Here is a 25,297-nt window from a genome sequence, read left to right as displayed (position 1 = left end):
GGACGTCGAGCACCGCGTCGCGGTCCAGCGCGCCGACGGTCGTGCCGTCGGCATCGACGACACCAAGCGGTTCGTCGTGATCAAAGACCATGGCCGCCACGTCGGCGATGCGGGCGTCCGACCTGATGGTCGTTGTTCCGTGCGGACCGGATTTCGCTATGGCGCCGGCGGACAGCACCTTGGCGCGGGGAATGTCGCGGGTGAACTCTGCGACGTAATCATCGGCCGGCGCGGTGACCAGTTCCTCCGGCGTGCCGATCTGGATGATCGCACCGTCTTTCATGATCGCGATGCGGTCGGCCAGCCGGATCGCCTCGTCGAAATCGTGGGTGATAAAGATGATGGTCTTGTGCAGCACATTCTGCAGGCGCAGGAACTCGTCCTGCATCTCGCGGCGGATCAGGGGATCAAGCGCGGAGAACGGTTCGTCCAGAAACCAGATCTCCGGTTCCACGGCGAGCGAGCGGGCGATGCCGACACGCTGCTGCTGGCCGCCAGAGAGTTCGCGCGGATAGTAGGTCTCGCGGCCCTTCAGTCCGACGAGATCGATCATCTCAAGGGCCTTGGTTTCGCGCTCGGCCTTGCCGAGGCCCTGGATCTCTAGCGGGAACGCCACATTGCCCAGTACCGTCAAATGCGGCAGCAGCGCGAAATGCTGAAACACCATGCCCATGCGGTGGCGCCGGAGCTCCATGAGCTCCTTTTCACCCATGTCGAGGAGGTTGCGGTCCTCAAACAGCACCCGGCCCGCAGTCGGCTCGATCAGGCGCGACATACAGCGTACCAGGGTCGATTTGCCGGAGCCGCTAAGCCCCATGATGATGAAGATCTCGCCTTCGCGAACGGTGATCGTGGCGTCGCGGACGGCGCCGATGACCTCGGCGGCAGCCAGATCGGCATCGCTGGGCGCGCCGCCGGTGCGCTGAAGCACGTCCCCGGCGTTCTGCCCGAACAGCTTCCATACGTTCTCACAGGCGAGTTTTATCGGACACGCGTCGCCGGTCATCGCTCCTGGCCCTGAAAAGACGGATGGCCGCCGGGATCTTCCCCAGGATCCCTAGAGCGGGTCACGGTCAGGTGGAACCGTTTGACGGTTCCACCTGACCGTGTGAATCCGCTCTCTATCTATGAATAGAGCAGATTCACCTGCCTTGATGGGTTCGCGAAGCGATTCCATTAAGGCAGGATCTGCTCTAACGGCCATCATCCTAGCACGATGGGATTACTCGCAGGACGTCCAGGCCTGCCAGGTATCCTTGTTGGCATCCATCCAGGCGCCAACCACATCGTTCAGGTCCTTGCCTTCCAGATCGACCTCGGCCACCAGGTTGCCCATGGCGTCGTTCTCGATGTGGAAAGCGCGCACGGCGGAATAGGCACACGGCCACTTGCCCTCGCCGTCCTTCCAACCGACCTTCTTGATCCAACCGCGCGGCTTGCCGCAGTCATAGGCCATGTCTGGGTTCACGCCCCATGCGGGATCGCTGTAGCACTCGTCGGCGTAGCTCGGGAATTCCACCCACTCGCCTTCGAACTTGGTCGGCGCCCAGTGCGGGGCATAGACCCAGCCCAGGAACGGCGCTTCACGCTGATAGGCCGACTGCAGCTCGGCGAAGAGCGCGGCGTCGGTGCCCGCGTGTACGACCTCGTAATCCAGGTCGAGCGCTTCGGCGCGTTCATCGTCATAGCCGCCCCAGGTGACCGGACCGCCCAGATAACGGCCCTTGGGCGCGGTCTCAGGCGTCGAGAATGCTTCGGCGCAGTCGTTCAGCGCCTGCCAGTCCGGCAGCCCTGGGCACTTCTCTTTCATATAGCTGGGGTACCACCACTCCTCGATGGCGAACATGCCGGTCTCGCCCAGATCGAGGGTCTTGCCGGTTTCGAGCGAGGCCTCCATCGCGTCCTTGCCGGTGGTCTCCCACATTTCCATCGCGATGTGCAGATCGCCTGACTCAAGGCCGGCGAACTGGGCGATGTAGTCGGCCTGAACGTATTCGACGTTGTAGCCCATCGACTTCAGCACCTCGCCCATGATGGTCGTGGTGATGTACTGGCCCGTCCAGTCGTGCAGGGTGAGTTTGATGGGGTCGTCGGATTCCGGCGCTGCGGCCATCGCCTGGCCGGTCAAGAAGACGCCAAGCGCACCCGCCAGCGCCGTCGTACGCAAACTTGTTAACATTTCTTACCTCCCCGTTGGTGTTGTGTTGGACCCGCGCGGCTTCACGCAGCCGTCTGGTCACCATGAAAGCGGCAAATCTCCTGTGAAACAAGACAAATCAACAGCATCCCACACAAATGCAGACGAAACGCCGTTTGATTCCACATGTCAGCATTTGTATTGATTCTAGGTATACTGTCTAGATTAGTGGCCTCTTCGGAGAAGTTCCATGCATGCAACGGAACGACAGTCGGCCATCGTCACGGCGGTGCGCGAGCGCGGCCTGTGCGGTGTCGGCGATCTCGCGGAGCGGCTGCAGGTCTCCGACGAGACAATCCGCCGTGACATCCGCCGGCTCGCCGCGCGCGGTCTGGTGCGCAAAGTGCATGGCGGTGTCGCCTTGCCGGAACCGCTGCGCGAAAGCGCGTTTCGCCAGCGCATGGACGAGCATGCCGAGGCCAAACGCGCGATCGCCGAAGCGACGGCCGGCCTGATCGAAAACGGCGAATCCGTCATGCTGGATACAGGTACCACGACAGCCTATGTAGCGCGGGCGTTAGCCGGCCACCGCGACCTCTTGGTCGCCACCAACTGCGCGGACATCGCGCGCACGCTTGCCTCGCGCAACGGCAATCGGGTCTATATCGCCGGCGGCGAGATCCGCGCCGATGACGGCGCCGTGCTGGGCCATGAGGCCATCCGCTTCGTCGAGCGCTTCCAGGTGCACACCGCCATCCTGTCGATCGCCGCGGTCGATCTGGATGCCGGCCTGATGGACTACTACGTTGACGAAGCCGAGTTCTCCAGCGCGGTCATCCGTCATGCGCAACGCGCCGTTGTCGTTGCCGATCACGCCAAGATCAACCGGCGCGCGCCCGTCAGGGTCGCCGGCTTCGAGGATATCGACGTGCTGGTGACCGACCAGCAGCTGCCGCTCGACTATGCCCGACGTCTCGAAACCGCCGGCGTCAATCTGATCGTCACGAGTTAAGCCCAAGCACGCTGCAAGCGCATCATTCCGTCGCCATGCAAGTTTGCTATAAGGACCGCGTGCCGATCGTCCGCCGACAAGGACGACGGAACCAGGGGGCACGCTGATGACATTACTTGAAGTCGATCGTCTGACGCGCCGTTTCGGCGGACTGACAGCCGTCAACAACCTGACCTTCCAGATCGAAGCGGGCGCCATTCATGGCCTGATCGGCCCCAACGGCGCCGGCAAGACGACAACATTCAATGTCATCAGCGGTTACTACAAGCCGAGCGCCGGACGCATCGTCTATGACGGGCGCGACATTTCCGGCATGAAGACGAGCGCGATTACCGAACTCGGTCTGGTCCGCACCTTCCAGGCGACGACGCTGTTTCACGAGTTCACGGTCTTCGACAACGTCCTGGTTGGCTGTCACCTGAAAGCGCGCGTCGATCCGTTCAGCGTGCTGCTAGGTCTGAAGAAGGACCGCGAGGCGGACGCCAGAGAGAAGGTCGACGAGATCCTCGCGTTCATGGACCTCGCCGATCTCAAAGACGAGCTGTGCTCCAATCTGCCGCATGGTCTGCAGCGCGCCCTCGGCATCGCTGTCGCGCTGGCCACCGAACCGAAACTCCTGATGCTTGATGAGCCGTTCACCGGCATGAACCCGGAAGAGACCCGGCGTATGATGGATCTGATCCGCCAGGTGCGGGACTCCGGCGTCACCATTTTGTTGGTCGAACACGACATGCAGGCGGTGATGGGTCTTTGCGAGCACATCACCGTCCTGAACTTCGGCAGCCTGTTGGCCGAGGGCGCACCGGAGGCGATCCGCGCCAATCCGGAGGTCGTCGAGGCCTATCTGGGAACACCCGTTTAGGCCGGCTTCTGGCAAGGATGCTGCCTCTTGTCGGCGCTCCAAAGCCTGCTCGTCGAACGTCACCAATGACAAAGCACCGGCTCCTCCTATAGCGTCTTAGCTGGGCGCGTTTGCTGGAGGGGGCGGTGTGACAGGCTCGTCAAACAGCAGGGTTCGGCTGGCCAGCATGGTCGGCAATGCGCTCGAGTGGTACGACTTTGCCATCTACGGCTATTTTGCCGCGACCATCGGGTTTCAGTTTTTCCCCGACGACGATCCGGCCGTCTCGGTGATCGCGTCATTCGGCGTCTTCGCCATAGGCTTCCTGGCACGTCCGGTCGGCGCCGTCCTGTTTGGACATTTGGGGGACAGGGTCGGCCGGCGTCGCGTCCTCGTTTTGTCGATTGTTCTGATGGCCGGTCCAACCACGCTGATCGGCTTCTTGCCGACCTATGACGACATCGGTTTTTGGGCGCCTGCCATCCTCATCGCGCTGAGGCTCCTACAAGGTCTTTCGGTCGGCGGCGAGATGACCGGGTCCATCACGTTCATGGTCGAAGGCGCACCGCCATCCAGGCGCGGCCTGGCCGGCAGTTGGGCCTATCTGGGCGTCGGCATTGGGTTCCTGCTGGGCTCGGCCGCTGGCTCCCTGGTGACGTGGCTCCTGGATGGTGCGGCGGTCGATGACTGGGGCTGGCGGCTGCCATTTCTTTGTGGCGCGATTATCGCGGTGTGCGGCTACGTGATCCGACGCCATGGCCTGTCAGAGACATACCATCCCGAAAGCAGCAGCGCGCCTTGGTACCAAGGCCCGTTGCGCCAGGCGCTGGCCACCCACGGCCGCCAGATGATTCAGGCCATCGGTATCGCGGCGTTCTTTGCCGGCGGCTTCTATCTGATCTTCGTTTATCTGACGACCTACATAACCCGGGTGGTCGGCGATCCGGCGGCGGACGCGTTCGATATCAACTCCATCAACATGATCTTCTATACCGCCCTCTCGGTCGTTGGCGGCGTGTTGGGCGATCGCCTCGGATTCAGGCGGATGTTGCTGGCGCTGGCGGTTTTGGGCGTGGTCCTGTCATGGCCGCTTTTCTGGCTCGTCGACCAGAGCGATCCGGTGTTGTCGTTCCTCGGCCAGTTCGGCTTCGTTCTGATTCTGGCGCCTTATGGCGGTCTCTTCGCCACCACCATGGCGCTCCTCTTCGCCCCGAACGTTCGCATGAGCGGCTTTTCCGTCTCGTACAATGTTTCGTTCGCCGCCTTGGGGGGAACTGCGCCACTGGTCGCCGCCTATCTTATCGATCGCAATGCCGGAGATATGTCACCGGCTTATGTCCTGATGGTCTGCGCGGCGATTTCAATAGCGGCAATTATTTGGGCATGGCGCGACCTTCCGACTCGATCGGACAGGCCGCCGGAGACCTGACATCGGCTACGATAGCCGCCGCACGGCCGGTTACTGACAGGCAATCAGGGCATCGTTACCGTTAAGCCGCCAAACACCGATGGGGAGAGGCGTGAGCCAGACATCCACGCGCCGCCGGGTCCGCGTTGCCAGCATGGTGGGCAATGCGCTCGAGTGGTACGACTTTGCCATCTACGGCTACTTCGCCGCCACGATCGGCCTGCAGTTTTTTCCTGACGACAATCCGGCCGTCTCGGTCATCGCGGCGTTCGGCGTCTTTGCCATCGGCTTTGTGGCACGCCCGATCGGCGCCATCCTGTTCGGCCACCTGGGCGACCGCGTCGGGCGACGGCGCGTGCTTGTCATTTCGATCCTGGTTATGGCGGTTCCGACGACGCTGATCGGCGTGTTGCCCACCTATGCGGACATCGGAATCTGGGCGCCAGTCATCCTGATCGCGCTCAGGCTCCTGCAGGGCCTCTCGGTCGGCGGCGAGATGACCGGGTCCATCACGTTGATGGTCGAGGCTGCCCAGCCAGCGCGGCGAGGGCTGGCCGGCAGTCTGTCCTATTTCGGCGTCGGCATCGGTTTCTTGCTCGGATCGGCCGCTGGATCCCTGGTCACCAGTCTGCTCGACACGTCGGCGGTCGCCGATTGGGGCTGGCGCATTCCCTTCCTGTGCGGCGCGCTTGTTGGTCTATGCGGTTACCTCGTTCGCCGCCAGGGTCTGTCGGAAAACTACCAGCCTCAGGACACCGATCTGCCCTGGTACAACGGACCGCTGCGCCAGGCGGTAACAACGCACGGTCGACAGATGATCCAAGCAATTGGGATCTCGGCGTTCTCCGCCGGCGGCTTTTATCTAACCTTCGTTTACCTGACGACCTACGTGACCCGTGTTGTCGGGGACCCTGCTGCAGATGCATTCGACATCAACACGATCAACATGGTTGCCTACACGATCCTTGTGGTGGTCGGCGGTGTGCTCGGCGACCGTTTCGGCGTTCGTTGGGTGCTGCTGGTGACGACGGTCGCGGGGCTGGTCTTTGCCTGGCCTCTGCTCTGGCTCGTCGATCACCACGATCCCGTTCTGTCGTTTCTTGGCCAATTCGGCCTGGTGTTGTTCGTTGCGCCCTATAGCGGCTTGTTCGCGACGACCATGGCGCTGCTGTTCGCCCCGAATGTCCGCATGAGCGGCTTCTCTGTGTCATACAACATTGGCCTCGCGGCGCTGGGCGGGACCACGCCCCTGGTCGCCAGCTATTTGATCAGCCAGGACGTCGGCGATATGGCGCCGGCCTACGTCCTGATGGTGTGTGCGGTGATATCGATCGCGGCGGTGTTATGGGCATGGCGCGACCTGCCGGCGCGGCAAAAACCGCGCGGCGCGGCTGTCGACACATAGACCGGCGTTGGCCGGCGCCATGGCGCTTGCAAAGATCTAGTAGAGTGCGACGGACACTGTATAAGACAAGGTGACACGATTCTGTTGGGGCGATCATGCTGTTCGAGGTCAAGGACCTGGAGGTCCATTACGGCAAGGTTCAGGCGGTCAAGGGCGTCAGCCTGCATCTTGAGACCGACAGCATTGTCACCCTGATCGGCGCCAATGGCGCGGGCAAGAGCAGCACCCTGCGCACGATCTCTGGCCTGGTGCGCGCGTCCGCCGGCGAGATCCTGTTCGAGGGCGAACGTATCGACCGGTTGCCGCCGGAGAAGATTGTCGCGCGCGGCATCGCACAGGTGCCGGAAGGCCGCCATGTCTTCCCCGAGCTCACCGTGCTTGAGAACCTCATGACTGGCGCCTATCTGCGCAACGACAAGGACAAGATCAAGAGCGACCTCGACGAGGTCTTCGATCACTTCCCGCGCTTGAAAGAACGCCGACCGCAATACGCCAAGACGTTGTCGGGCGGCGAACAGCAGATGCTGGCCATGGGCCGCGCGTTGATGGCGGCACCCAAACTTCTGCTGCTTGACGAACCCTCGATCGGCCTGTCGCCGGTTCTGGTGCAGGAGATCGCCAAGATCGTGGTGGAGATCCATGAGCGCGGCGTTCCCGTGGTGTTGGTTGAACAGAACGCGGAGCTGGCGCTGAAGATCGCCGACTATGCCTATGTCATGGAGACCGGCCGCGTCGCTTTGGAAGGACCGGCCGCCGAACTGCACGAGCACGAACACGTCAAGCGCGCCTATCTCGGTGGCTGATGGTCTGGTGTTTGAGCGACCATCTCTGGGAACGATGGATGGAAAGCGCACGCACCTTGCTCAGCTCGGGCGCGCTGGATGATGCGGGTCGCCTGTGGCGCGCCGCCCTTGACATGACAGACGCCTTCGCGCCGAACGATCCGCGCCGCGCCGCCAGCCTCGATGCGCTCGGTACGCTGGCCGAAGCCGAAGATCACCGCGATGCCGCCGTGCAGTTCTACGATAAGGCGCTTCAAGCCTGGCACGCCGCCGACGACTGGGTCGCCGTCATGGGGACGGCGCAGGCGGCGCGCAGCTCGATGTTTCACCTGCGCCTTGAGTCGAGATACCCGGGCGCCTATCCGGAGATCACCCGCAAGCGTCATTACAAGAGCGCCGCCGCCGGGCGCGCCGGATGCGCGGCGAACCTGGCGGTGTTGCGCGGCGACCAAGACGGCCTGCGCGAGGCGATGACCGCGCGGCGCGACGCCTTTGGCATGCGCGAATCAGGTGCTGCCGCCATGGCCGCGGAACTTGTTGAACCCGTTGACGCCGATGTACTCGATCGGTGGAATGCGCGGCCGCCTCAACGCTTTGACGATGAGCGCCGCCTTTACGCCGCCGCGCTGCTGGCGCCCGTGCTCGCAACAACGGACACTCGATAATGAGGATCACCGCGATCCGCACCACTCCGGTCAACCTGCCGCTGGAAGCACCCTATATCTGGGCTTTGGGTGAACATCCCGGTTTCTCCAAAACCATCGTCGAGGTCGAGACCGATGAAGGCCTCGTCGGCTTGGGTGAGGCACCGTCCCACAACGAGGCCGCGACGATTGAGGGCTTCGCCGAACGCCTGATCGGCACCGACGCGCTCGACATCGCGGGCGCGGAGGCTCGCTGTTTGCCGGAGGTCAGAACCAGCGCCAACACCGATGACGCCAGTGCGCTGCGCGCGTTCGGTGCCATTGAGGTCGCGTTGTGGGACCTACGCGGCAAATGCTGGAATGTGCCGGTGTCGACCCTGCTGGGCGGGATCGTGCGCAGCGAGATCCCGTTCACCGAGTACTTCGCCTTTCGCGCCACAAAAGACGGCAAGGGCGGCGAAGCAAGCCCGGAGGCGGTCGCCGACTATTGCGCCGCCATGCACGACGCCCACGGCTCGACCTGGTTCGAAGGCAAGATCTCGTTTGCGGATCCCGCGCTGTCGGTCGCTGTCGTCAGGACATTGCGGGAGCGTCTGGGCGACGACGCCATGATCCGGCTTGATTCGAACATGGCCTATTCGGTTCCGACGGCGATCCGCATCGCGCAAGAGATCGAGCCGTTGAACATCCGTAATTGGGAAGAACCAGTCGGCAGTTTCGAGGAGATGGCGAAACTCAGACGCCACACCGCGATCCCGTTCTCGGCGCACCCGCCCGACCTGCGCCGCGCCGCCGCTCTTGGTTCCCCTGACGCGCTTGTCGTCAACATTGCCGCGCTCGGCGGTATCGCGCGAACCCAGCGCTTCATCGGCGCCGCCGAGCAGATGGGCATCGACGTGTGGTTCTACAGTGGCGACGGCGGCATCATGACGGCCGCTTATCTGCACATGGCCGCCGCGCTTCACCACGTCCGCGAGCCCAGCCAGTCGTTGTTCGCTTGGCAGGCGCTTGACGTGATAGAGGGCGGACCGTTCCGGCAGAAGAACAACGTGGTGCCGGTCCCGAGAGGCCCGGGACTGGGCGTCACCCTGGACCGCGACCGGATGGCGCACGCCCACCAGCAGTTCGCCGATGACGGTCCGCTGAGTTACTATATCGATCCCGCGCTCGGCGGACGCTATCGGCGCTTGCCGCTCGCCTGACTATCGCGTTAACCCAACGCCGCCACGCCGGCGCAGGCCGTATGTCATTGGGATGTCGTCAACTCCACAGCATCGGCTGCTTTCTTGTCTCGGCTGAAGCGCTCCTTGATCTTGCGCGGCAAGGTTTCCAGGCCGGAGGGCAGGAACAGCATGGCGAGGATCAGGATCGCGCCATAGAACAGCGGGCGCAGTTCATCAACATTCAGCTCGCGCAGAATGACCTCGTTGATGACGGTCAGAACGATCAGGCCGACGATCGGACCCCACAGCGTCGCCGTGCCGCCGACGATCACCCAGATGAGGACATAGACCATTTCGTCGACGTCGAACCGGTTCGGATTGATGGTGCCCAGATAGTGGGCCAGAAGCGCGCCCGCCAAGCCGGCGAACACCGAGGCGATGACGAATGCGAGCGTACGGTAACGCCGCGTGTTGACGCCCAGCGAGTCGGCGAGCTGGTCCTGCCAGTGGACGGCGTGAAAGGTGAGGCCGATGCGCGAGTTTTCGATGCGCCACAGAAGCCACAGCGACAGTCCGACGATAATCAGCGCGAAGTAGTAGAACGTGACGGGTTCATAAAACTCAAACGGGATGCCGAAGAGTTCAAACCCCGGGAACTCCGGGATCAGCTTGATGCCCTTGGGCCCACCGAAGGGCTCGCGAAAGCGCTTCCACAAGAGCCGGATGACCTCGCCCGCGGCGAACGAACCGATCAGGAAGTAGAAACCCTTCATGCGAAACAGCGGGAAGCTCAGGATGAACGCGACGAGACCGGCAATCGCCGCGCCCAGCAGCATGGCAATTGGCACGGGAACGCCGACTTGCTTGGTCAGTAGGGCCGAGCCGTAGGCACCGACACCGACGATGACGACATGGGCGAGTGAAAACTCGCCGGTCAAGGTCAGCAGCCGATAGCTGGCGACGATCAGGATGTTGATGACCAGAAAGACCAGCAGCTCCTGCTGGGAATAGGTCACCAGATGGGGCGCGATCATGAGTGCCGCGAAGCCGACCACGCCGGCGATCCAAAGCCACATCGTGCGCTGCGGGCCGCGGCCCGCCACCGCGCCGCCGGCCTGACTCAAACCCGCAAGCAGCAGCGGGGCGAGGATCAGGAGAGCCCAGATCAGATAGCTCATGCCCGCTCCGGTTTGCCGAACAGGCCGTGCGGCCTGACGATCAGCACGGCGAACATCAAGAGCAGACCGACAATGTCGGCGATGACGCCATCGGCGAAGGTGGTGACGAACGTCGCGACGAAGGCATAGAGGATCGAGGCGATAACGGCGCCTTCAAGGCTGCCGACCCCGCCGACGATGATGACGATGAAGGCGGCGATGATGACCGAGTGGCCCATATAGGGGCCGGTCGGCACGATGGTGGCGGTCAGCGCGCCGGCCGCACCGGCCAACGCCGCCCCCAGCACCATGGCGAGCATGGAAATCTTGCCGATCGAAATGCCCTGCAGCGAGGCGGCTTCTGGATCCTGGGCGACCGCGCGCAGCGCCCAGCCGAGTTTGCTACGCTTCAGAAACGCCCACAGCGCGCCTAACAGCACAACGGCGAAGGCGATCACGACCAGACGCTGGGCCGAGATCGTCAGGCCCTCGATGCCGAAGAGTTCGATGCTGCCGTGATAGGGCCCGGGTATGGATTTCTTGCGGACGCCAAAGGCTTGGACCGCGAGCGCCTGCAGCATCAACAGGACACCGATCGACATGATGAGGCCGCCGAGCGGGTTATCGCGCATCGGGCGGAACAGCGCGCGCTCCATGATGAGCCCGATCAGACCGACACCGACGATAGCGACCGCGACGCCCAGGAAGAACGGCAGCTCGTTCTGAGAGAACACCCAGAACAGCGCGTACGCGCCGACCATGTAAAGTTCGCCGTGCGCGAAGTTGACGACGCGCATCACACCGAAGATCAGCACCAGGCCGACGGCGATCAGCGACAGATAGCTCGCCGCATAGATCGCATTGAGACAGGTCTGAAGCAGCAGTGCGCCGTCAAGCATAAGGCATCACTCGGATTTGTTGGTGACAGGACCGCCACGATGACAACGGACCCTCCCCCGACACGCCGGAGGAGGGTCCGATTTGGTCAGTCACATAAGGTCAAGATGCGCGATGGTGCGCCGGCGCCCTAGGAGCGCTGGTACCACATCTCACCCATGTCCTCGAACTTCTTGATCATGATGTCCTTATGCTGGTCCCACCAATCGGGGATGCTCTTGAACTCCACGATCACGGCCTTACCGTTCTGGATCTGCACAACCGGCCAGTTGCCGACCAGCGCGTTGTCGATGCCGAACAACTCCTCGCCCCACCAGTTGGCTTCGCCGAAGGCATGGGCGCCGATGCCGCCGTCCTTCATGCCTTCCAGCACGGCTTCCGGCTCGACGCTGCCGGCCTTCTGGGCGCCGGAAAGCCAAAGATCCAGGATCGACGCGTACTCCCACGAGACCGCGCCCCATTCGCCGGGGTGCTTTTCGTTATAGGTTTTGAAGAAACCGTTGGGGTCGCCGAAGTTGATGCGCGGATCGTTCAGTGCCGGATCGTCGAAATCGGGGAACTGGAAGATCATGCCTTCCATGAACTCCTCCGACGTGTTGGCAATGATGTCGGCATAGAAGTCGGCCGTGCAGGAAATGATCTTGCCCTTGTAGCCTTGCTCATAGGCCTGCTTGCACAACTCGTTGACGAACTCCGCATAGGCCGTATCGAGGCACAGACAGTCCGGATTGGACGACAGCATCGACGTCACCACCGGCGCGAAGTCAGTGGTCGAGATGTCGAAGAAGATGGTGTCGTTGACGGTGATACCGTGGGCCTCGAACGCCGCCTGATAGGTCGCAACGGACGGACGGCCGATGGCGTCGTCCTGGCCGCAGATGACCGTGGTCTTCACGTCCGGCATGTTCTCTGCCATCCACCACACGCCGGTGACGTTGTAGATCGGATGCACCTCCGCCGGGGCGACCAGATAGGGTGTATCCGGCGACAGGTCCGACGGCAGCAACGTGGACACCAGCATCTTTTCGCGGTTGGCGATCGGCTGCACGGCGGGCCAAGTGTCGCCACCCAACATCTGGATGAACTTGACGCCGTCTTCCTTGATCAGCTTGGTAGCGCCGGTCTTTGCCTTATCGGGCAGGTACTCGTTGTCGAACGAGACGATCTCGATGTTGTACATGGTGCCGCCGATTTCGACACCGCCCATGGTGTTGTGGTCGTCGGCCCAGATCTCACAGCCGTAGAGGCCGGGCAGCCCCCAGGCGGCGACGTCGCCGGTCAGTGGCGCCAGGAACCCGATCTTGATTGTTTCGTTATCCGCGTTCGCCTTGCCGGGACGGCCAACACCGGTCAGCGCCGAGGCACCGACGGCAGCCGACGTGCCCAGGAAGTGACGGCGGTTCAGATGTCTCATGGCCATTGTTACGTGTCTCCCCAGATTTCATGAAGCCAAGCACCGCCATTATAGGCAGGAGATTGATTGGTTGGCGATTCCGACTTCGCTGCTGGGCCGGCACAGAACCAGCCCAACCAATTCGACGCCGCGACTCCAGCAGCGCGGCTCCGTTCGTTCCACAAAATCTGACGCTAGAGACCACCCAGAGTGAAAAGGTGCGTCGACCGGCGCATCGAACCGACGGTGGGAACGCCAAATGCATGATTCACAAGGCGTTCGAATTGGGCTTCCGCGGCGCTCAATTGGTATGGAATTGGTCTGGCCTCATTCACCACGGCACGTTGGTTGCGCGCGTCGTCGATGCGGTGCTATGCAGGATGCAAGGCCTCGTCGAGCGAGGCCAAATGGGCGGTTACCACGAACATCGGGGTGGGACAAATGAGCGATACCAAAATGTGGGGCTCGGAAGAATTCCAGGGCCTCGGCTACGAATTCGATCCGCAGTTTTTGCTGACCGACGCGCAGAAGGAACTGCAGGAAAAAATCATCGCGTTGAGCGCATCGACGCTGCGCGACAACGCCGTTGATTCCGACAAGACGTTTACCTTCCCGCGCAAGAACTTCGAGGCCCTGGCCTCGATCGGCGCGCTGGGACTGCTGGTGCCGAAGGAGTTGGGCGGCATGGGCGAAAGCCACGTCGCGTCGGCCATGGTCGTCGAGACGGTCGCGCGCTACGGCTGCCCGTCGACGGCAATGTGCCTGACTATGCACTATGGCGCTGTGTCGGCAGCCTGCCTGCGTCACCACGACAACGACACGATCAAAGACATCCTGTCGCGAATCGACAAGGACGTTCTGATCGGCACGCTGTCCTATTCGGACCCGGAGACCGGCTCTCACTTCTGGTATCCCGTCTCATCCGGCGCCGAGAAGACCGATAACGGCTGGAAGGTGCTGAAGAAGTCGTCCTGGACGACGTCCGGCGGCTTCGCCGACTGGTACATCGTACAGACGACCAGCCCGGATTTCGGTGGCGATTATTCGGACCTATCCTGCTGGCTGATCCTGGCCGACGAAGTCGACGCCGATGTCGCCGGTTGGGACGGCATGGGCATGCGCGGCAACCAGTCGGGCGCGCTCCTGGTCGACAACATCGAGATCCCCGCCGACCGCATGGTCGGACCGAAGGGCGACGGCGCCTATTCGAACGACGAGTCGGTCGATCCGTTCTTCCTGATCAATTCGTCCAGCGCCTGGAACGGGATCGCCATGGCGATGATCGATTTGACCAAGCAGCATACGACGCGCAAGAAGCACGTTGATGTGGGTTTGCGGGTTTGCGACTACCCGACCATCCAGGACTATGTCGGCGAAGCGATCATCGGCACCAATGCCGCCCGCATGTTCGTCTACAGCATGGCGCGTGCATTGGACGACGTGACAAACAACTGCGATTGGTCGATCCACAAAGGCGACCAGCTGAACCTGCCGCGTTCCGACCTTCTGCCGTGGATGTGGCAGATTAAGTTCCAGGCCGCGAAGAACGTGCATGAGGTCTCCGACAAGATGCTGCACGCCTGCGGCGGTTCGGCCTACAAGGCCTCTCTCGGCATGGAGCGCTTGTTGCGCGACGCCAAGGCCGGCTGGGTCATGGGCCCGACCAACGAGGTGCTGCGCCAGTTCGTCGGCAAGTACGCGTTGCTCGGCTTCGACTCGCTGGACTACTGGAACCAGGCGATCAACGAACGCGCCATCGACAACGAGGTAAAGAAGATGGACGCCGCGCAAAAACGCGCCTTGGCCGAACGCCTGATGAGCGAGGCAGGGGCCGAAGCGGCCGAGTAGCGACCGCTTCATCCGCACTTAAAGAAACGGGCCGGCGCCTTACCAGGCGCCGGCCCATTTTTTGTTCAGATGACTAGCGGCAGTTTACGAATCGTCTTCCGCCTGATCCTGAATCCACTCGCCGGAATCCTCGACATCCTTGCCGGCGCCCTCGACCGTGTTGCAAGCGGTGATGCCAAGCGCGAAACCGATAATCGCCAACAACGACAGAATACCCTTCATGCTTTTTCCTCCTCGATGAATGGGGTGATGCATTATGACCGCGGCCGTTCCTTTTTGGGATCATAGAATGGGAAGGGAACGACGGTCGCTGGAATACGCTTTTGATGGCCGTCGAGCTTTCCGACCTCGACCTCGGTGCCGGGCTCAGCATGCGCCACGTCCAACCGGGCCAAGGCGATGTTCTTCTTCAATATGGGCGATTTCATGCCGGATGTGACAACGCCGATCTGCGGGCGGCCGATGTGAACGCAGTCGCCATGGCCGGCGGCTTCGCCACCTTCGAGCTCCAGACCGACAAGTTTCTTCTGCGGGTTTTCCTTGCGCCGGACCAGCGCGTCGCGGCCGACGAAGTCCTCGCCGTGTTTCAGCGCGACGGTGAAACCGATGCCGGCTTCGAACGGATCGGTCTGATCGTCGAACTCGTAGCCCGCGAAGATCAGACCGGACTCGATGCGCAGCATGTCGAGGGCGTCGAGCCCGAGCGGTGTCAGGCCATGGGGTTCGCCCGCCTGCCACACGGCATCCCAGACCTCGGTCCCGTGCTTGGGATGGCACCAGACTTCATAACCCAACTCGCCGGTATAGCCGGTGCGCGACACGACGACCGGCACGCCGTTGTGGCCGCCGATCCGTCCGATCGCGAAGCGGAACCACGCGATCTCGTCCATCGACGGCTGCGTCGGCGGCGTCCAGATGACGTCGCGGAGGAGATCGCGGCTCTTCGGTCCCTGGACGGCGAAGTTATGGAGCTCGTCGGTCGACGACTTAACCCAGGCGCGCAGGCCCCATTCGACCGCCTTCTCGCGCAGCCATTTGCCGCCATAGTCGCTGCCGCCGACCCAGCGGAAGTTGGTGTCGGACATGCGGAACAGCGTGCCGTCGTCGATCATGCCGCCGTGTTCGTAACACATGGCTGAATAGACGACTTCGCCTTCGGCCAGCTTCCTGACATTGCGCGTCAGGGTGCGCTGCATCAGTTCCTCGGCGTCGGGACCGGTCACCTCGAACTTGCGCAAGGGGCTAAGGTCAAGCGCCACCACGCCCTCACGGCAAGCCCAATACTCATCGACCTTGCCGTGGTTGTTGTAGTGGGTCGGCAACCAATAGCCGTTGTATTCGGTGATGTTGCGGGTCAGTTCGGACGTGCGTGCGTGGAACGCGGTTTCCTTAGTCATTTCGGGTTCGGCGTCGGGCGTCATGCGGAAGGCGATCGCTTTCTTGAAAACGTTCTCGGGGGCGTAGACCCGGGCCATGATGTCGGTCGGGTTCCAGCCGTTGGCAGCGGTAATGTCGTCGGGGCAGGCCGAGGCGATACAGACCATGTCTTCCAGCGCGCGCACGATGACATGGTCGCCGGGCCTGGACCACGGATCGTCCAGATAGAGCTGGTGGTTGTCGTCGATGTTGGTGTTGTAGAAGAAGTTGATAGCCTGCCAACCACCGCGCGGCGCGATACCGTAGGGCGCCAGCGCGTTGTTGAAACTCTCCGTGCAGTTGACGTGACCGGGATAGCCGTTGTCGTCGTAGTACTTCGCCGTGCAGGCGAAGCCGAACGTGTCGTGGCGTCCGACCATGTCCTGGATCAGCTCCAGCTTGGGCTCGAGGTCGGTGTCGTAGAACTTCGAGAACAGGCCCGGACCCGGATAGATGGCGCCCATCAGCGTGCGCGTCGCGGTCGGATCGATGTCGCGCTCGATACCCTTGTCGAGTTGGCGGGTCGCGAAAGCCTGAAAGTCCGAACACTCGCGCCCCTCGATATCCATGATCTGGATGAACTCGCCCGCGCGCACTTCAAAGGCGTGCGCGGTGCCGGCGAGGATCCGGTGCTCGTGACGCACATCGGCAAGCGGGTCGGGCAACGTGGCTTCGGCCGCCCGTTTGGGATCGGCCCGCTGAATCGTCAGCTCAAGCGCCGTCGCCGGATCGTGCGCATCGACCGCCATGTCTTCGCCCGGTGCGGCAACAATGACGAGACCGTCGTCGTCGACCGTGAACGCGACCGTTTCGAATGCTGGCGTCTCCGCGCCGAAACAGTGAATGGCGCGATCAAACGCAAGGTCAAGGCCACGCTTTTCGAGCGCCGCCAGCAGATCGGCCCCGTTGGCGCCGCCGGCTTTGACCATCTGTCGCAAGCCGTGGCCGGGCCCGCCATCGTCAGCGCCCAACAGGCCGGGCGCCTCGCGGCCGTCAGCGGTGACGGCGACGACTTCGCAGGCCTGACGGCCTTCAGGATCCATGATGTGAATCTGGTCGCCAGCGAACACCGGCACCGTCACCGAGCCGCCCCCGGCGACGCGGTACTGTTCTTGTCCCGGCTTTGAACGGGCCAGACCCGGCAACAAAAGTCGCGGCCGGACTGGGCTGGTCTGGGATTCGGCCAAGGCCATAGTCATCATCCAGCAGTTTGTCGTCCGGGGGGTCGCGGCGACGAGCTTACTGCGCAAGACCGCATCGCCGCAACCGAGGCGGCACGGCCCACGATAGTCAGTAAAAATTGGAAGTCGGTTGCTGTTAGAGCAGATCCTGTTTTGATGGAATCGCATCGCGGCTCCGTCAAGGCAGGTGAATCTGCTCTATTCATAGATAGAGAGCGGATTCACAGGGTTAGGTGGAGCCGACAGACGGTTCCACCTAATCATGACCCGCTCTCAGTCCGCGAAGGCCTTTTCAACCACGTAGTCGCCCGGCGCCGCGTTGGAGCCTTCTTTCAGACCCGCGGCCTCGACCAAGGCCCGCGTGTCCGAGATCATGGCCATGGAACCGCAGATCATCACCCGGTCGCTGGCGCAATCGAGCCCGTCCATGCCGATATCCTCGAAAAACCTGCCACTTTCGATCAGGTCGGTGATGCGGCCACGATGAACGTGGTCCTCGCGGGTTACGCTGGGATAGTAGGTGAGCCTTCCCTGCACGACGTCGCCGATCAGCGGATCATGGACCAAGCTCTCAATCAGATCCGTACCGTACTGAAGATCCGCCACGTTGCGGCATGTATGCGTCAGCACGACGTGCTCGAACATATCGTAGGTTTCGGGGTCGCGGATAAGGCTGGCGAAAGGCGCTATACCCGTTCCAGTGGAGAACAGGAATAGACGGCCGCCAGGCTTGAGCGCGTCGAGCACGAGCGTGCCCGTCGGCTTGCGCCCCAGCAGAACGTCGTCGCCCGGTCTGACATGACACAGGTGGGATGTGAGCGGTCCGTCCGGCACCTTGATCGAATAGAAGTCGAGGCCGTCATCCCATGACGGGCTGGCGATGGAATACGCGCGCAGAAGCGGTCGCCCGTCGATGATCAGGCCCAGCATGACGAATTCGCCGGACCGGAAGCGGAAGCTGACCGGCCGCGAGACGCGGAGCGAGAAAAGTTCGTCGGTCCAATGGTGGACGGTCTCAACGCGTTCCTGCGTGACCGACTTGGGCAGGGTCAGGTCTTCGATACTCACGCAACAGGCTCCTCACAGTCCGGATCGGTCACATTCGGGCGTGGAGTCTGCGGGCGACGGCAGTCTCAGACTCAATCGCGCAGGCGTTCTATAGCGCACCGTAGCGTATTGCAAATAATAATCATTCGCATTACATAGACTCTCTTTTTCGGCCGTTTCGTGGGGCTATCTCGAGTCGACAACTCGCGACCCCGAGGCGTTGGGATCACCTGAGGGAACACACCGTCAAAGGAGAAGGATATGCTGGACGCACGCCAGTTTTACATCAACGGCGCCTGGGTAGCGCCGATCGAAGGCGAAGAACTGACCGTTTTGAACCCGTCTAACGAGGAACCGTTCGCGACGATCTCGCTGGGCGGTCAGGCCGATACGGACATGGCCGTCGCCGCGGCAAAGTCCGCCCTGCCCGCTTGGGCGCAAAGTCCCAAGGATGAACGGGTGGCCGTGTTGGAGCGTTTGTTCGCTGCCTACAAGGATCGTGCCGAGGAGATGGCCCAGGCGATCAGCCAGGAGATGGGCGCGCCGATCGCCCTGGCGCGCAGCGCACAGGTCGGTGCCGGCATCGGCCATATGAAAGACGCGATCGAGACGCTGAAGACCTTCCAGTTTGACCGCATGCTGGGCGACCACGCGCCCGGCGACCGCATCCTGATGGAGCCGATCGGGGTCTGCGCGCTGATCACACCGTGGAACTGGCCGATGAACCAGGTGGTGCTGAAGGTCGCACCGGCGCTTGCCGCCGGCTGCACGGTCGTCTTGAAGCCGTCTGAGGTGGCGCCGCTCTCGTCCTACCTGTTTGCCGAGATGGTCGATGCCGCCGACATTCCCGCCGGCGTCTTCAACCTGGTCAATGGCGACGGCCCGGGCGTCGGCACGCAGCTCGCCGTCCATCCCGATGTCGACATGGTCAGCTTCACAGGATCGACCCGGGCGGGCCGTTTGATCACCAAGAACGCCGCCGATTCGATCAAGCGCGTGACGCTGGAACTGGGCGGCAAGGGCGCGAACATCATCTTCGCCGACGCCGACGAGAAGGCAGTGACACGCGGCGTACGCCATTGCTTCAACAATTCTGGCCAGTCCTGCAACGCACCGACCAGGATGCTGGTCGAACGCTCCATGTACGACAAGGCGGTCGAGACGGCGCAGTCTGTCGCCCAGCAGACCGAGGTCGCGGCCGCCGATGTCGACGGCAGCCAGATCGGCCCCGTCGTCTCGGAAGTGCAGTGGGACAAGATCCAGGGTCTGATCCAGAAGGGCATCGACGAGGGCGCCCGGCTGGTCGCTGGCGGCACCGGCAGGCCAGAGGGCCTGAACCGCGGCTGGTTCGCGCGGCCGACCGTGTTTGCCGATGTCGATCAGAACATGACGATCTGGCGCGAGGAGATCTTTGGTCCGGTTCTCGCCATCACGCCGTTCGACAGCGAAGACGAAGCCATCGAGATGGCCAATGACACCGCCTATGGCCTGACCAACTATGTTCAGACCCAGGACCTTGATAGGGCCCACCGGGCAGCCCGCGTGCTGCGCAGCGGCATGGTCGAGATCAATGGCCATTCACGTGGTCCCGGTGCTCCCTTTGGCGGCTACCGCCAGTCCGGGAATGGCCGCGAAGGCGGCGTTTGGGGCCTCGAGGACTTCCTGGAAGTAAAGTCGGTGAGCGGCTGGCAGTAAGCCCAGCGCTTTCCCGTTCGAAACCTTTCGGCCTCCCCGCACATCCGTTGCGGGGAGGCCGATTGGCTTTATTCCCTAGAAATTCTTATCAATCGCCCTAGCATTTCTCGTTTGCGCGTCCGCCGATCGCCGCGCATATTCTCCCCCACAGCGCCGATTTGATCATCAGCTTGCGGGCGCTCTAGAAATACGGCTAAAGCGGTGGGCAGACCGCCCATCACTTTGAGAGGGCGGCATTTTTTTGCCCGCGCCACCGTCGGCGACCCGCAAGCAGAAGATCCGGCCAACAGGAACTCGGATCTGCGGAGACCGACCATGGTGATGTCCCTGACCAGCCCCCAGACACCCAAATCTGGCTTGTCTTTAGAACAAGTCCGCCGTGCAGGAGGGGCTTGATATGCTACCCGTTCAGCTCGACGTCACCCGCCTGAAGATCGCGATCGTCGGGCGTGGCGCGGCGGCGGCGCGCAAGCTCAAGTTTTGCGAAAACGCAGGCGCGCGCCATATCACGGTCTATTCCGACAAGACCGGCGATGCCCTGTCGGCCGTGGCCGGCGCACGTCTGGTGGCGCGTCTGCCGGAAACCCGCGACCTCGCCCAGGCCGACGTAGTGTTTGTCGCCGGTCTGAGCGACGCCGTCGCGGGGCCGATCGCTGACGCCTGCCGGGCGCTGAAGGTCCTGGTCAATGTCGAGGACCGCAAACCCTATTGCGACTTCCACCTGCCGGCCCTGGTCCGGCGCGGCGACCTGACCCTTACCATCTCGACCGCCGGCCGCGCGCCCGGTCTGGCCGGATCGCTTCGACGTTATGTAGAGCGGCTGTTCGGACCGGAATGGGCCGGACGCCTTGACGAACTGGCCGAGGTGCGCGACGGCTGGCGCGCCGACGGCGCCGACATGGCGGCGGTCAAACGGCGCACCGACCGCTACATCGACGAACAGGGGTGGCTCGGATGAGCGGCTGGCGTCAGCAGCGCCGCGACCGCGCAAAACGGCGAGCCGCGGAGTTCGCCCTGGACCACGGTCATCTGTCGGGTCACGACCTGCTGCGAGCAGCCATTGAAGGCCCGTTCGCCGGCGAGATTGCCGTCGCGTCCTCGTTTGGCGCGGAGGCGGTTGCGCTCCTGGCGCTTGCCGCCGAGATCGACCCGGCCATCCCGGTGATCTTTCTGGATACCGGTAAGTTGTTCCCGGAGACACTCACCTATCGTGACGACGTGATCGACCGTCTGGGTCTGACCGGCGTGCGTTCCGCCGGTCCCGACATCGTCGATATCGCCGCGACCGACCCTGGCGGCACGCTGTGGCGCGACAATCCCGACGCCTGCTGTTTCCTGCGCAAGGTAACGCCGATGGTCCAGGCGCTGACGCCCTTTGCTGCCTGGGTCACCGGTCGCAAACGGTTCCATGGCGGCGGCCGACAAAGCCTACCGTCGGTCGAGGCATCCGACGGCTGGGTCAAGATCAATCCGCTGGCCGATTGGGACAAACGCGATGTCTTTCAGTTCATCGCCCGCCACGGCCTGCCCAAGCACCCGCTGCTGGAGCGCCACTATGTGTCGATCGGCTGCACGCCGTGTACCCGTCCGGTAAGCGGCGACGAGGCTATCCGCGACGGCCGCTGGGCTGGCCGCGCCAAGGCCGAGTGCGGCATTCACCTGATGGAATCGCCGACGCCGGTGATCAAGGAGGCGGCCGTCCCAGACGTTGCCCAACAGGCAGGATGATATATAAGGCCGACGCGCCGGTGCCCGCGACGTCCGGCGCACCTGTTCCGTTCCCCAAGGTGGCCATGACCGAGCTTTCCCTGGCATTCGGGTTTTCCTTCGACGACCTCTATGACCGCGAGGGTCTGGTGCGCCTGGACCGCTGCTTCGTCGATCGTCTGAAGGAAAACGACGCCGAGTTGTTCAACCGCCTGATGGCCGCACGCAGCGAGCCCACTGGCCTCGACTCCAAGACCCATTCCGATCTGCTCACCGACCTCGGGCCGACGGTCGAAGACTTCGTAACCGAGCTGTTCGGCGTCGGCGACGAATTGGCGACGCTGCGCGGCGAGCGCGACCGGCTCAACCCGATTTACGAATGCAAGCGCATCTTCGTGCGCCGCCGTGCCGCCAAGGCGTTCAAGCCCGACGAACTGGCCGCAGCCGATGGCGCTGAGCTGCGCCGCGTCGTCGAGGCACTGATCGGCGAGATACTGACCGAGCTCTCCTTCGCCCGCGCCGTGATGGCCTGGCTCGACGACGAAGAGGCAAACGCCGAGGCGCTTGATGCCGCTGCCCGCTTCGCCGCCTGGGCGGCGTTGTCGGACGAGGGCCGGCACCGTTACCGCAAGAGCCCGCTGTTTCATCTGCCGGAGAAGCTGAACCCGGACCACCTGGTGCCGGTCGAGACGGTCGAGATCGGCGGCGTCACCATGTTGCGTCTGCCCGAGCACGATCTGCGCCGCCGCGAAGGGTTCGCGCTGACCGATCACGGCATGGACCTGGAAGCAGCGCTTGATCACGCCAACTACTGCATCTGGTGCCACAACCAGGGCAAGGATAGCTGCTCGACCGGACTGAAAGACAAGGAGGGCGCGTTCAAGCAGAGCCCGCATGGCGTGACGCTGGCCGGCTGTCCGCTGGACGAGAAGGTCTCGGAGATGAACCTTCTAAAGTCCTCCGGCCTGTCGCTTGCCGCCCTTGCCGTCGCCATGGTCGACAACCCGCTATGCGCGGCGACCGGCCACCGCATCTGCAACGACTGCATGAAGGCCTGCATCTATCAGAAGCAGGAACCGGTCGACATTCCGCAGATCGAGACGCGCACGCTGAAGGACATTCTGGAGCTGCCCTGGGGATTCGAGATCTACAGCCTGATGTCGCGCTGGAACCCGCTGAACATCGAGCGGCCGGTGCCACGCGAAAAGACCGGACGACAGGTGCTGGTCGTCGGGGTCGGGCCGGCCGGCTTCAACCTGGCGCATCATCTGATGAACGACGGCCACACGGTGGTCTGCGTCGACGGCCTGAAGATCGAACCGTTGGAGCCGGAGATTTCCGGTGTCGATCTGCTCGGCAACCGCCACGCGTTCCAGCCGATCCACAGTATTAACCAGCTCTACGAGGACCTCGACGACCGGGTGATGGCCGGATTTGGCGGCGTCGCGGAATACGGCATCACCGTGCGCTGGAACAAGAACTTCCTGAAGCTGATCCGCCTGCAGCTGGAGCGCCGCGAGAGCTTCCGCATGTTTGGCGGCGTTCGTTTTGGCGGCACGCTTACCATCGATGGCGCATTCGCCGCCGGCTTCGACCATATTGCGCTTGCCGCCGGCGCCGGCAAACCGACCTATATCGATATGCCGAACGCCATGGCGCGCGGCGTGCGCATGGCGTCTGACTTCCTGATGGCGCTGCAGCTGACCGGCGCGGCGCGCCAGCCGTCAATCGCCAACCTGCAGCTTCGCCTGCCCGCCGTCGTCATCGGTGGCGGCCTGACCGCCGTCGACACGGCGACCGAGTCGATGGCGTACTATCCCGTGCAGGTTGAGAAGTTCCTGGCGCGCTACGAGGCGCTCGCCGCCGACGGCCGGGAAGCGCACCTTCGCGCGACATGGAGCGCGGAAGAAGCTGCCATCGCCGATGAATTCATGGTTCATGCCTATGCCATACGAACCGAGCGCATGGAGGCCGCCGCGGAAGGCCGCGAACCTCGAATACGCGAGCTCGTCCAGTCCTGGGGCGGCGTTACCATCGCCTATCGCCGCGACATCGCGGACTCACCGAGCTACCGGCTGAACCACGAGGAGGTCGCCCTGGCGCTGGAAGAAGGCATCAGCTTCGCGCCCGGCCTGACGCCGACGCGTGTCGACATTGATGAGTACGGTCACGCCAGCGCCCTGGTCACGACCGATGGGGACGGCAACGAGGTGACGTTGCCGGCACGCGCCATCCTGGTCGCCGCCGGCACCCAGCCGAACACGGTTCTGGCGCGCGAAGACAGCGCCCATGTCTCGCTGGACGGCAAGTACTTCCAGGCGTTCGACGAGGCGGCAGAGCCGGTCGCGCCGGAACAGGTCGCCAAGCCGGCCGAGACCGACGTCCTCATGCACATCGCGCCGGACGGCCGCTCGGTCAGCTTTCACGGCGACCTGCATCCAAGCTTCGCCGGGAATGTCGTGAAGGCCATGGGCGGCGCCAAGCGCGCCTATCCCGTCATCACCCGCATGCTGGAGAAGCTGGACGCGGCGGCAAATGTTGGCGAAGCCGCCTTCTTCGATGACCTGACCCAACGTCTGGTCGCGACCGTCGCCTGGGTCGAGCGGTTGACGCCGACCATTGTCGAGGTTGTCGTCCACGCGCCCGAGGCGGCGGCGAACTTCAAGCCCGGCCAATTCTACCGCCTGCAGAACTACGAGAGCTTCAGCGGCAGGCCCGCCGACACCCTGCTCGCCATGGAGCCGCTCGCCATGACCGGCGCGTGGACCGATCCCGAGCGCGGCCTGTTGTCGCTAATCGTCCTGGAAATGGGTGGCTCGTCGGACCTGGTCGCCAATCTGCGCAAGGACGAACCGGTCATCGTCATGGGCCCGACCGGCTCGCCGACCGAGATCCCGTCGGGTGAAACGGTCCTTTTGTTCGGCGGCGGTCTGGGCAACGCCGTTCTGTTTTCCATCGGCCGCGCGATGCGCGAGGCCGGCAGCCGCGTGCTCTATGTCGCCGGCTATCGGAAGGTCGAGGACCGCTACAAGGTCGCGGAGATCGAGCAGGCCGCCGACACCATTATCTGGGCGTGCGACGAACAGCCGGGCTTCGAACCGAGCCGGCCCCAGGACCGCAGCTTTGTCGGCAACATCGTCGATGCGGTCACCGCCTATCAGGCGGGCGAGTTGGGTGAGGTGACGATCGGCCTGGACGAGGTCGACCGTATCATCGCCATCGGCTCCGACAAGATGATGGCCGCGGTCAAAGCAGCGCGCTTTGGCGCCTTCTCGCCCTGGCTCAAGCCCGAGCACACGGCGATCGGCAGTATCAACAGTCCGATGCAGTGCATGATGAAAGAGGTCTGCGCCCAGTGCCTGCAGCCACATGTCGATCCCTTGACCGGCGAACGCCGGCCGCCCGTCTTCTCCTGCTTCAACCAGGATCAGATGCTGGACTGCGTCGACTTCCCTGGCCTTGCCCAACGGCTCGCCCAGAACGGCGTGCACGAAAAGCTGACCCGCTTCTGGATCGATCGGTCGCTGCGTGAAATGGCGTTAAGGCCGGCTGCCGAATAGGCGG

At 63.2% G+C, this 25,297-nt stretch carries 20 protein-coding genes; 12 read left to right on the top strand and 8 right to left on the bottom strand.

The window, feature by feature from the left end; translation table 11 throughout:
• On the bottom strand, positions 1-1,006 hold a 1,006-nt coding region (locus AAF563_18075), incomplete at its 3' end, for a betaine/proline/choline family ABC transporter ATP-binding protein (GenBank protein ID MEM7123194.1).
• Positions 1,007-1,222: 216 nt separating this feature from the next.
• Positions 1,223-2,113: an ABC transporter substrate-binding protein gene (locus AAF563_18070; GenBank protein MEM7123193.1), complete on the bottom strand. Its 891-nt coding sequence runs from the start codon at positions 2,111-2,113 to the stop codon at positions 1,223-1,225.
• A 274-nt stretch (positions 2,114-2,387) separates the two neighbouring features.
• Here AAF563_18070 and AAF563_18065 point away from each other — a divergent pair, with 274 nt between their 5' ends.
• The 7 genes from AAF563_18065 to AAF563_18035 all read left to right on the top strand — a co-directional run bounded on the left by AAF563_18065 (position 2,388) and on the right by AAF563_18035 (position 9,431).
• Complete coding sequence (locus AAF563_18065; GenBank protein ID MEM7123192.1) at positions 2,388-3,149, top strand: DeoR/GlpR family DNA-binding transcription regulator; 762 nt, start codon at positions 2,388-2,390, stop codon at positions 3,147-3,149.
• 106 nt (positions 3,150-3,255) lie between these two features.
• Positions 3,256-4,011, top strand: a complete 756-nt coding sequence (locus tag AAF563_18060; GenBank protein ID MEM7123191.1) for an ABC transporter ATP-binding protein — start codon at positions 3,256-3,258, stop codon at positions 4,009-4,011.
• Between the two features lie 127 nt (positions 4,012-4,138).
• Positions 4,139-5,419, top strand: a complete 1,281-nt coding sequence (locus tag AAF563_18055; GenBank protein ID MEM7123190.1) for an MFS transporter — start codon at positions 4,139-4,141, stop codon at positions 5,417-5,419.
• A 91-nt stretch (positions 5,420-5,510) separates the two neighbouring features.
• Positions 5,511-6,803 (top strand): MFS transporter, encoded by a 1,293-nt coding sequence (locus AAF563_18050; protein ID MEM7123189.1) that lies wholly within the window; start codon positions 5,511-5,513, stop codon positions 6,801-6,803.
• Between the two features lie 95 nt (positions 6,804-6,898).
• On the top strand, positions 6,899-7,606 hold the full coding sequence (locus AAF563_18045) for an ABC transporter ATP-binding protein (GenBank protein ID MEM7123188.1): 708 nt from the start codon (positions 6,899-6,901) through the stop codon (positions 7,604-7,606).
• A 38-nt stretch (positions 7,607-7,644) separates the two neighbouring features.
• Complete coding sequence (locus tag AAF563_18040; protein MEM7123187.1) at positions 7,645-8,250, top strand: hypothetical protein; 606 nt, start codon at positions 7,645-7,647, stop codon at positions 8,248-8,250.
• Positions 8,250-9,431 (top strand): mandelate racemase/muconate lactonizing enzyme family protein, encoded by a 1,182-nt coding sequence (locus AAF563_18035; GenBank protein ID MEM7123186.1) that lies wholly within the window; start codon positions 8,250-8,252, stop codon positions 9,429-9,431. Before AAF563_18040 ends, AAF563_18035 begins: the two co-directional genes overlap by 1 nt.
• A 44-nt stretch (positions 9,432-9,475) precedes the next feature.
• Here AAF563_18035 and AAF563_18030 read toward each other — a convergent pair whose 3' ends face one another.
• The 3 genes from AAF563_18030 to AAF563_18020 form a co-directional block, all read right to left on the bottom strand.
• The gene (locus AAF563_18030; protein ID MEM7123185.1) at positions 9,476-10,570 is read right to left on the bottom strand and encodes a branched-chain amino acid ABC transporter permease; all 1,095 of its coding nucleotides are present in this window, start codon (positions 10,568-10,570) and stop codon (positions 9,476-9,478) included.
• Positions 10,567-11,448: a branched-chain amino acid ABC transporter permease gene (locus AAF563_18025; GenBank protein MEM7123184.1), complete on the bottom strand. Its 882-nt coding sequence runs from the start codon at positions 11,446-11,448 to the stop codon at positions 10,567-10,569. Before AAF563_18025 ends, AAF563_18030 begins: the two co-directional genes overlap by 4 nt.
• Before the next feature lie 128 nt (positions 11,449-11,576).
• Complete coding sequence (locus AAF563_18020; protein MEM7123183.1) at positions 11,577-12,866, bottom strand: ABC transporter substrate-binding protein; 1,290 nt, start codon at positions 12,864-12,866, stop codon at positions 11,577-11,579.
• Positions 12,867-13,280: 414 nt separating this feature from the next.
• Between AAF563_18020 and AAF563_18015 the strand changes: the two genes are divergently transcribed.
• The gene (locus AAF563_18015) at positions 13,281-14,687 is read left to right on the top strand and encodes an acyl-CoA dehydrogenase family protein (GenBank protein ID MEM7123182.1); all 1,407 of its coding nucleotides are present in this window, start codon (positions 13,281-13,283) and stop codon (positions 14,685-14,687) included.
• 84 nt (positions 14,688-14,771) lie between these two features.
• On the opposite strand, the gene AAF563_18010 is transcribed toward AAF563_18015, so the two are convergent.
• From AAF563_18010 to AAF563_18000, 3 genes are all read right to left on the bottom strand, one after another.
• Positions 14,772-14,909, bottom strand: coding sequence for an entericidin A/B family lipoprotein (locus AAF563_18010; GenBank protein MEM7123181.1), 138 nt, complete (start codon positions 14,907-14,909; stop codon positions 14,772-14,774).
• A gap of 32 nt (positions 14,910-14,941) precedes the next feature.
• The gene (locus AAF563_18005) at positions 14,942-17,296 is read right to left on the bottom strand and encodes a DUF1989 domain-containing protein (GenBank protein ID MEM7123180.1); all 2,355 of its coding nucleotides are present in this window, start codon (positions 17,294-17,296) and stop codon (positions 14,942-14,944) included.
• A gap of 261 nt (positions 17,297-17,557) precedes the next feature.
• Positions 17,558-18,352: a ferredoxin--NADP reductase gene (locus tag AAF563_18000; GenBank protein MEM7123179.1), complete on the bottom strand. Its 795-nt coding sequence runs from the start codon at positions 18,350-18,352 to the stop codon at positions 17,558-17,560.
• A 240-nt stretch (positions 18,353-18,592) separates the two neighbouring features.
• Between AAF563_18000 and AAF563_17995 the strand changes: the two genes are divergently transcribed.
• The 4 genes from AAF563_17995 to AAF563_17980 all read left to right on the top strand — a co-directional run bounded on the left by AAF563_17995 (position 18,593) and on the right by AAF563_17980 (position 25,293).
• On the top strand, positions 18,593-20,026 hold the full coding sequence (locus AAF563_17995; GenBank protein ID MEM7123178.1) for an aldehyde dehydrogenase family protein: 1,434 nt from the start codon (positions 18,593-18,595) through the stop codon (positions 20,024-20,026).
• A 397-nt stretch (positions 20,027-20,423) separates the two neighbouring features.
• Entirely contained in the window at positions 20,424-20,984 is a 561-nt protein-coding gene (locus AAF563_17990) for a bifunctional precorrin-2 dehydrogenase/sirohydrochlorin ferrochelatase (GenBank protein ID MEM7123177.1), read from the top strand.
• Positions 20,981-21,754, top strand: coding sequence for a phosphoadenylyl-sulfate reductase (locus AAF563_17985; GenBank protein MEM7123176.1), 774 nt, complete (start codon positions 20,981-20,983; stop codon positions 21,752-21,754). The genes AAF563_17990 and AAF563_17985 overlap by 4 nt, the downstream gene beginning before the upstream one ends.
• A 65-nt stretch (positions 21,755-21,819) precedes the next feature.
• Positions 21,820-25,293 carry an FAD-dependent oxidoreductase gene (locus AAF563_17980; protein ID MEM7123175.1) on the top strand — a complete coding sequence of 1,158 codons (3,474 nt, stop codon included), beginning with the start codon at positions 21,820-21,822 and terminating at the stop codon, positions 25,291-25,293.
• The last annotated feature ends 4 nt before the right edge of the window (positions 25,294-25,297 follow it).

The organism is Pseudomonadota bacterium, from assembly GCA_039028155.1.
Classification (GTDB): domain Bacteria; phylum Pseudomonadota; class Alphaproteobacteria; order SP197; family SP197; genus JANQGO01.
The sequence above is the reverse complement of the archived record's forward strand: the minus strand, read 5'-3'. Positions and strand labels throughout refer to the sequence as shown.

Excerpts from the sequence above, each read along its gene's own strand:
- AAF563_18070 (MEM7123193.1), bottom strand. The coding sequence starts at position 2,113 with ATGGCCGCAGCGCCGGAATCCGACGACCCCATCAAACTCACCCTGCAC.
- AAF563_18065 (MEM7123192.1), top strand. The coding sequence starts at position 2,388 with ATGCATGCAACGGAACGACAGTCGGCCATCGTCACGGCGGTGCGCGAG.
- AAF563_18060 (MEM7123191.1), top strand. The coding sequence starts at position 3,256 with ATGACATTACTTGAAGTCGATCGTCTGACGCGCCGTTTCGGCGGACTG.
- AAF563_18045 (MEM7123188.1), top strand. The coding sequence starts at position 6,899 with ATGCTGTTCGAGGTCAAGGACCTGGAGGTCCATTACGGCAAGGTTCAG.
- AAF563_18040 (MEM7123187.1), top strand. The coding sequence starts at position 7,645 with ATGGAAAGCGCACGCACCTTGCTCAGCTCGGGCGCGCTGGATGATGCG.
- AAF563_18035 (MEM7123186.1), top strand. The coding sequence starts at position 8,250 with ATGAGGATCACCGCGATCCGCACCACTCCGGTCAACCTGCCGCTGGAA.
- AAF563_18030 (MEM7123185.1), bottom strand. The coding sequence starts at position 10,570 with ATGAGCTATCTGATCTGGGCTCTCCTGATCCTCGCCCCGCTGCTGCTT.
- AAF563_18025 (MEM7123184.1), bottom strand. The coding sequence starts at position 11,448 with ATGCTTGACGGCGCACTGCTGCTTCAGACCTGTCTCAATGCGATCTAT.
- AAF563_18020 (MEM7123183.1), bottom strand. The coding sequence starts at position 12,866 with ATGGCCATGAGACATCTGAACCGCCGTCACTTCCTGGGCACGTCGGCT.
- AAF563_18015 (MEM7123182.1), top strand. The coding sequence starts at position 13,281 with ATGAGCGATACCAAAATGTGGGGCTCGGAAGAATTCCAGGGCCTCGGC.
- AAF563_18010 (MEM7123181.1), bottom strand. The coding sequence starts at position 14,909 with ATGAAGGGTATTCTGTCGTTGTTGGCGATTATCGGTTTCGCGCTTGGC.
- AAF563_18005 (MEM7123180.1), bottom strand. The coding sequence starts at position 17,296 with ATGGCCTTGGCCGAATCCCAGACCAGCCCAGTCCGGCCGCGACTTTTG.
- AAF563_17995 (MEM7123178.1), top strand. The coding sequence starts at position 18,593 with ATGCTGGACGCACGCCAGTTTTACATCAACGGCGCCTGGGTAGCGCCG.
- AAF563_17990 (MEM7123177.1), top strand. The coding sequence starts at position 20,424 with ATGCTACCCGTTCAGCTCGACGTCACCCGCCTGAAGATCGCGATCGTC.
- AAF563_17985 (MEM7123176.1), top strand. The coding sequence starts at position 20,981 with ATGAGCGGCTGGCGTCAGCAGCGCCGCGACCGCGCAAAACGGCGAGCC.
- AAF563_17980 (MEM7123175.1), top strand. The coding sequence starts at position 21,820 with ATGACCGAGCTTTCCCTGGCATTCGGGTTTTCCTTCGACGACCTCTAT.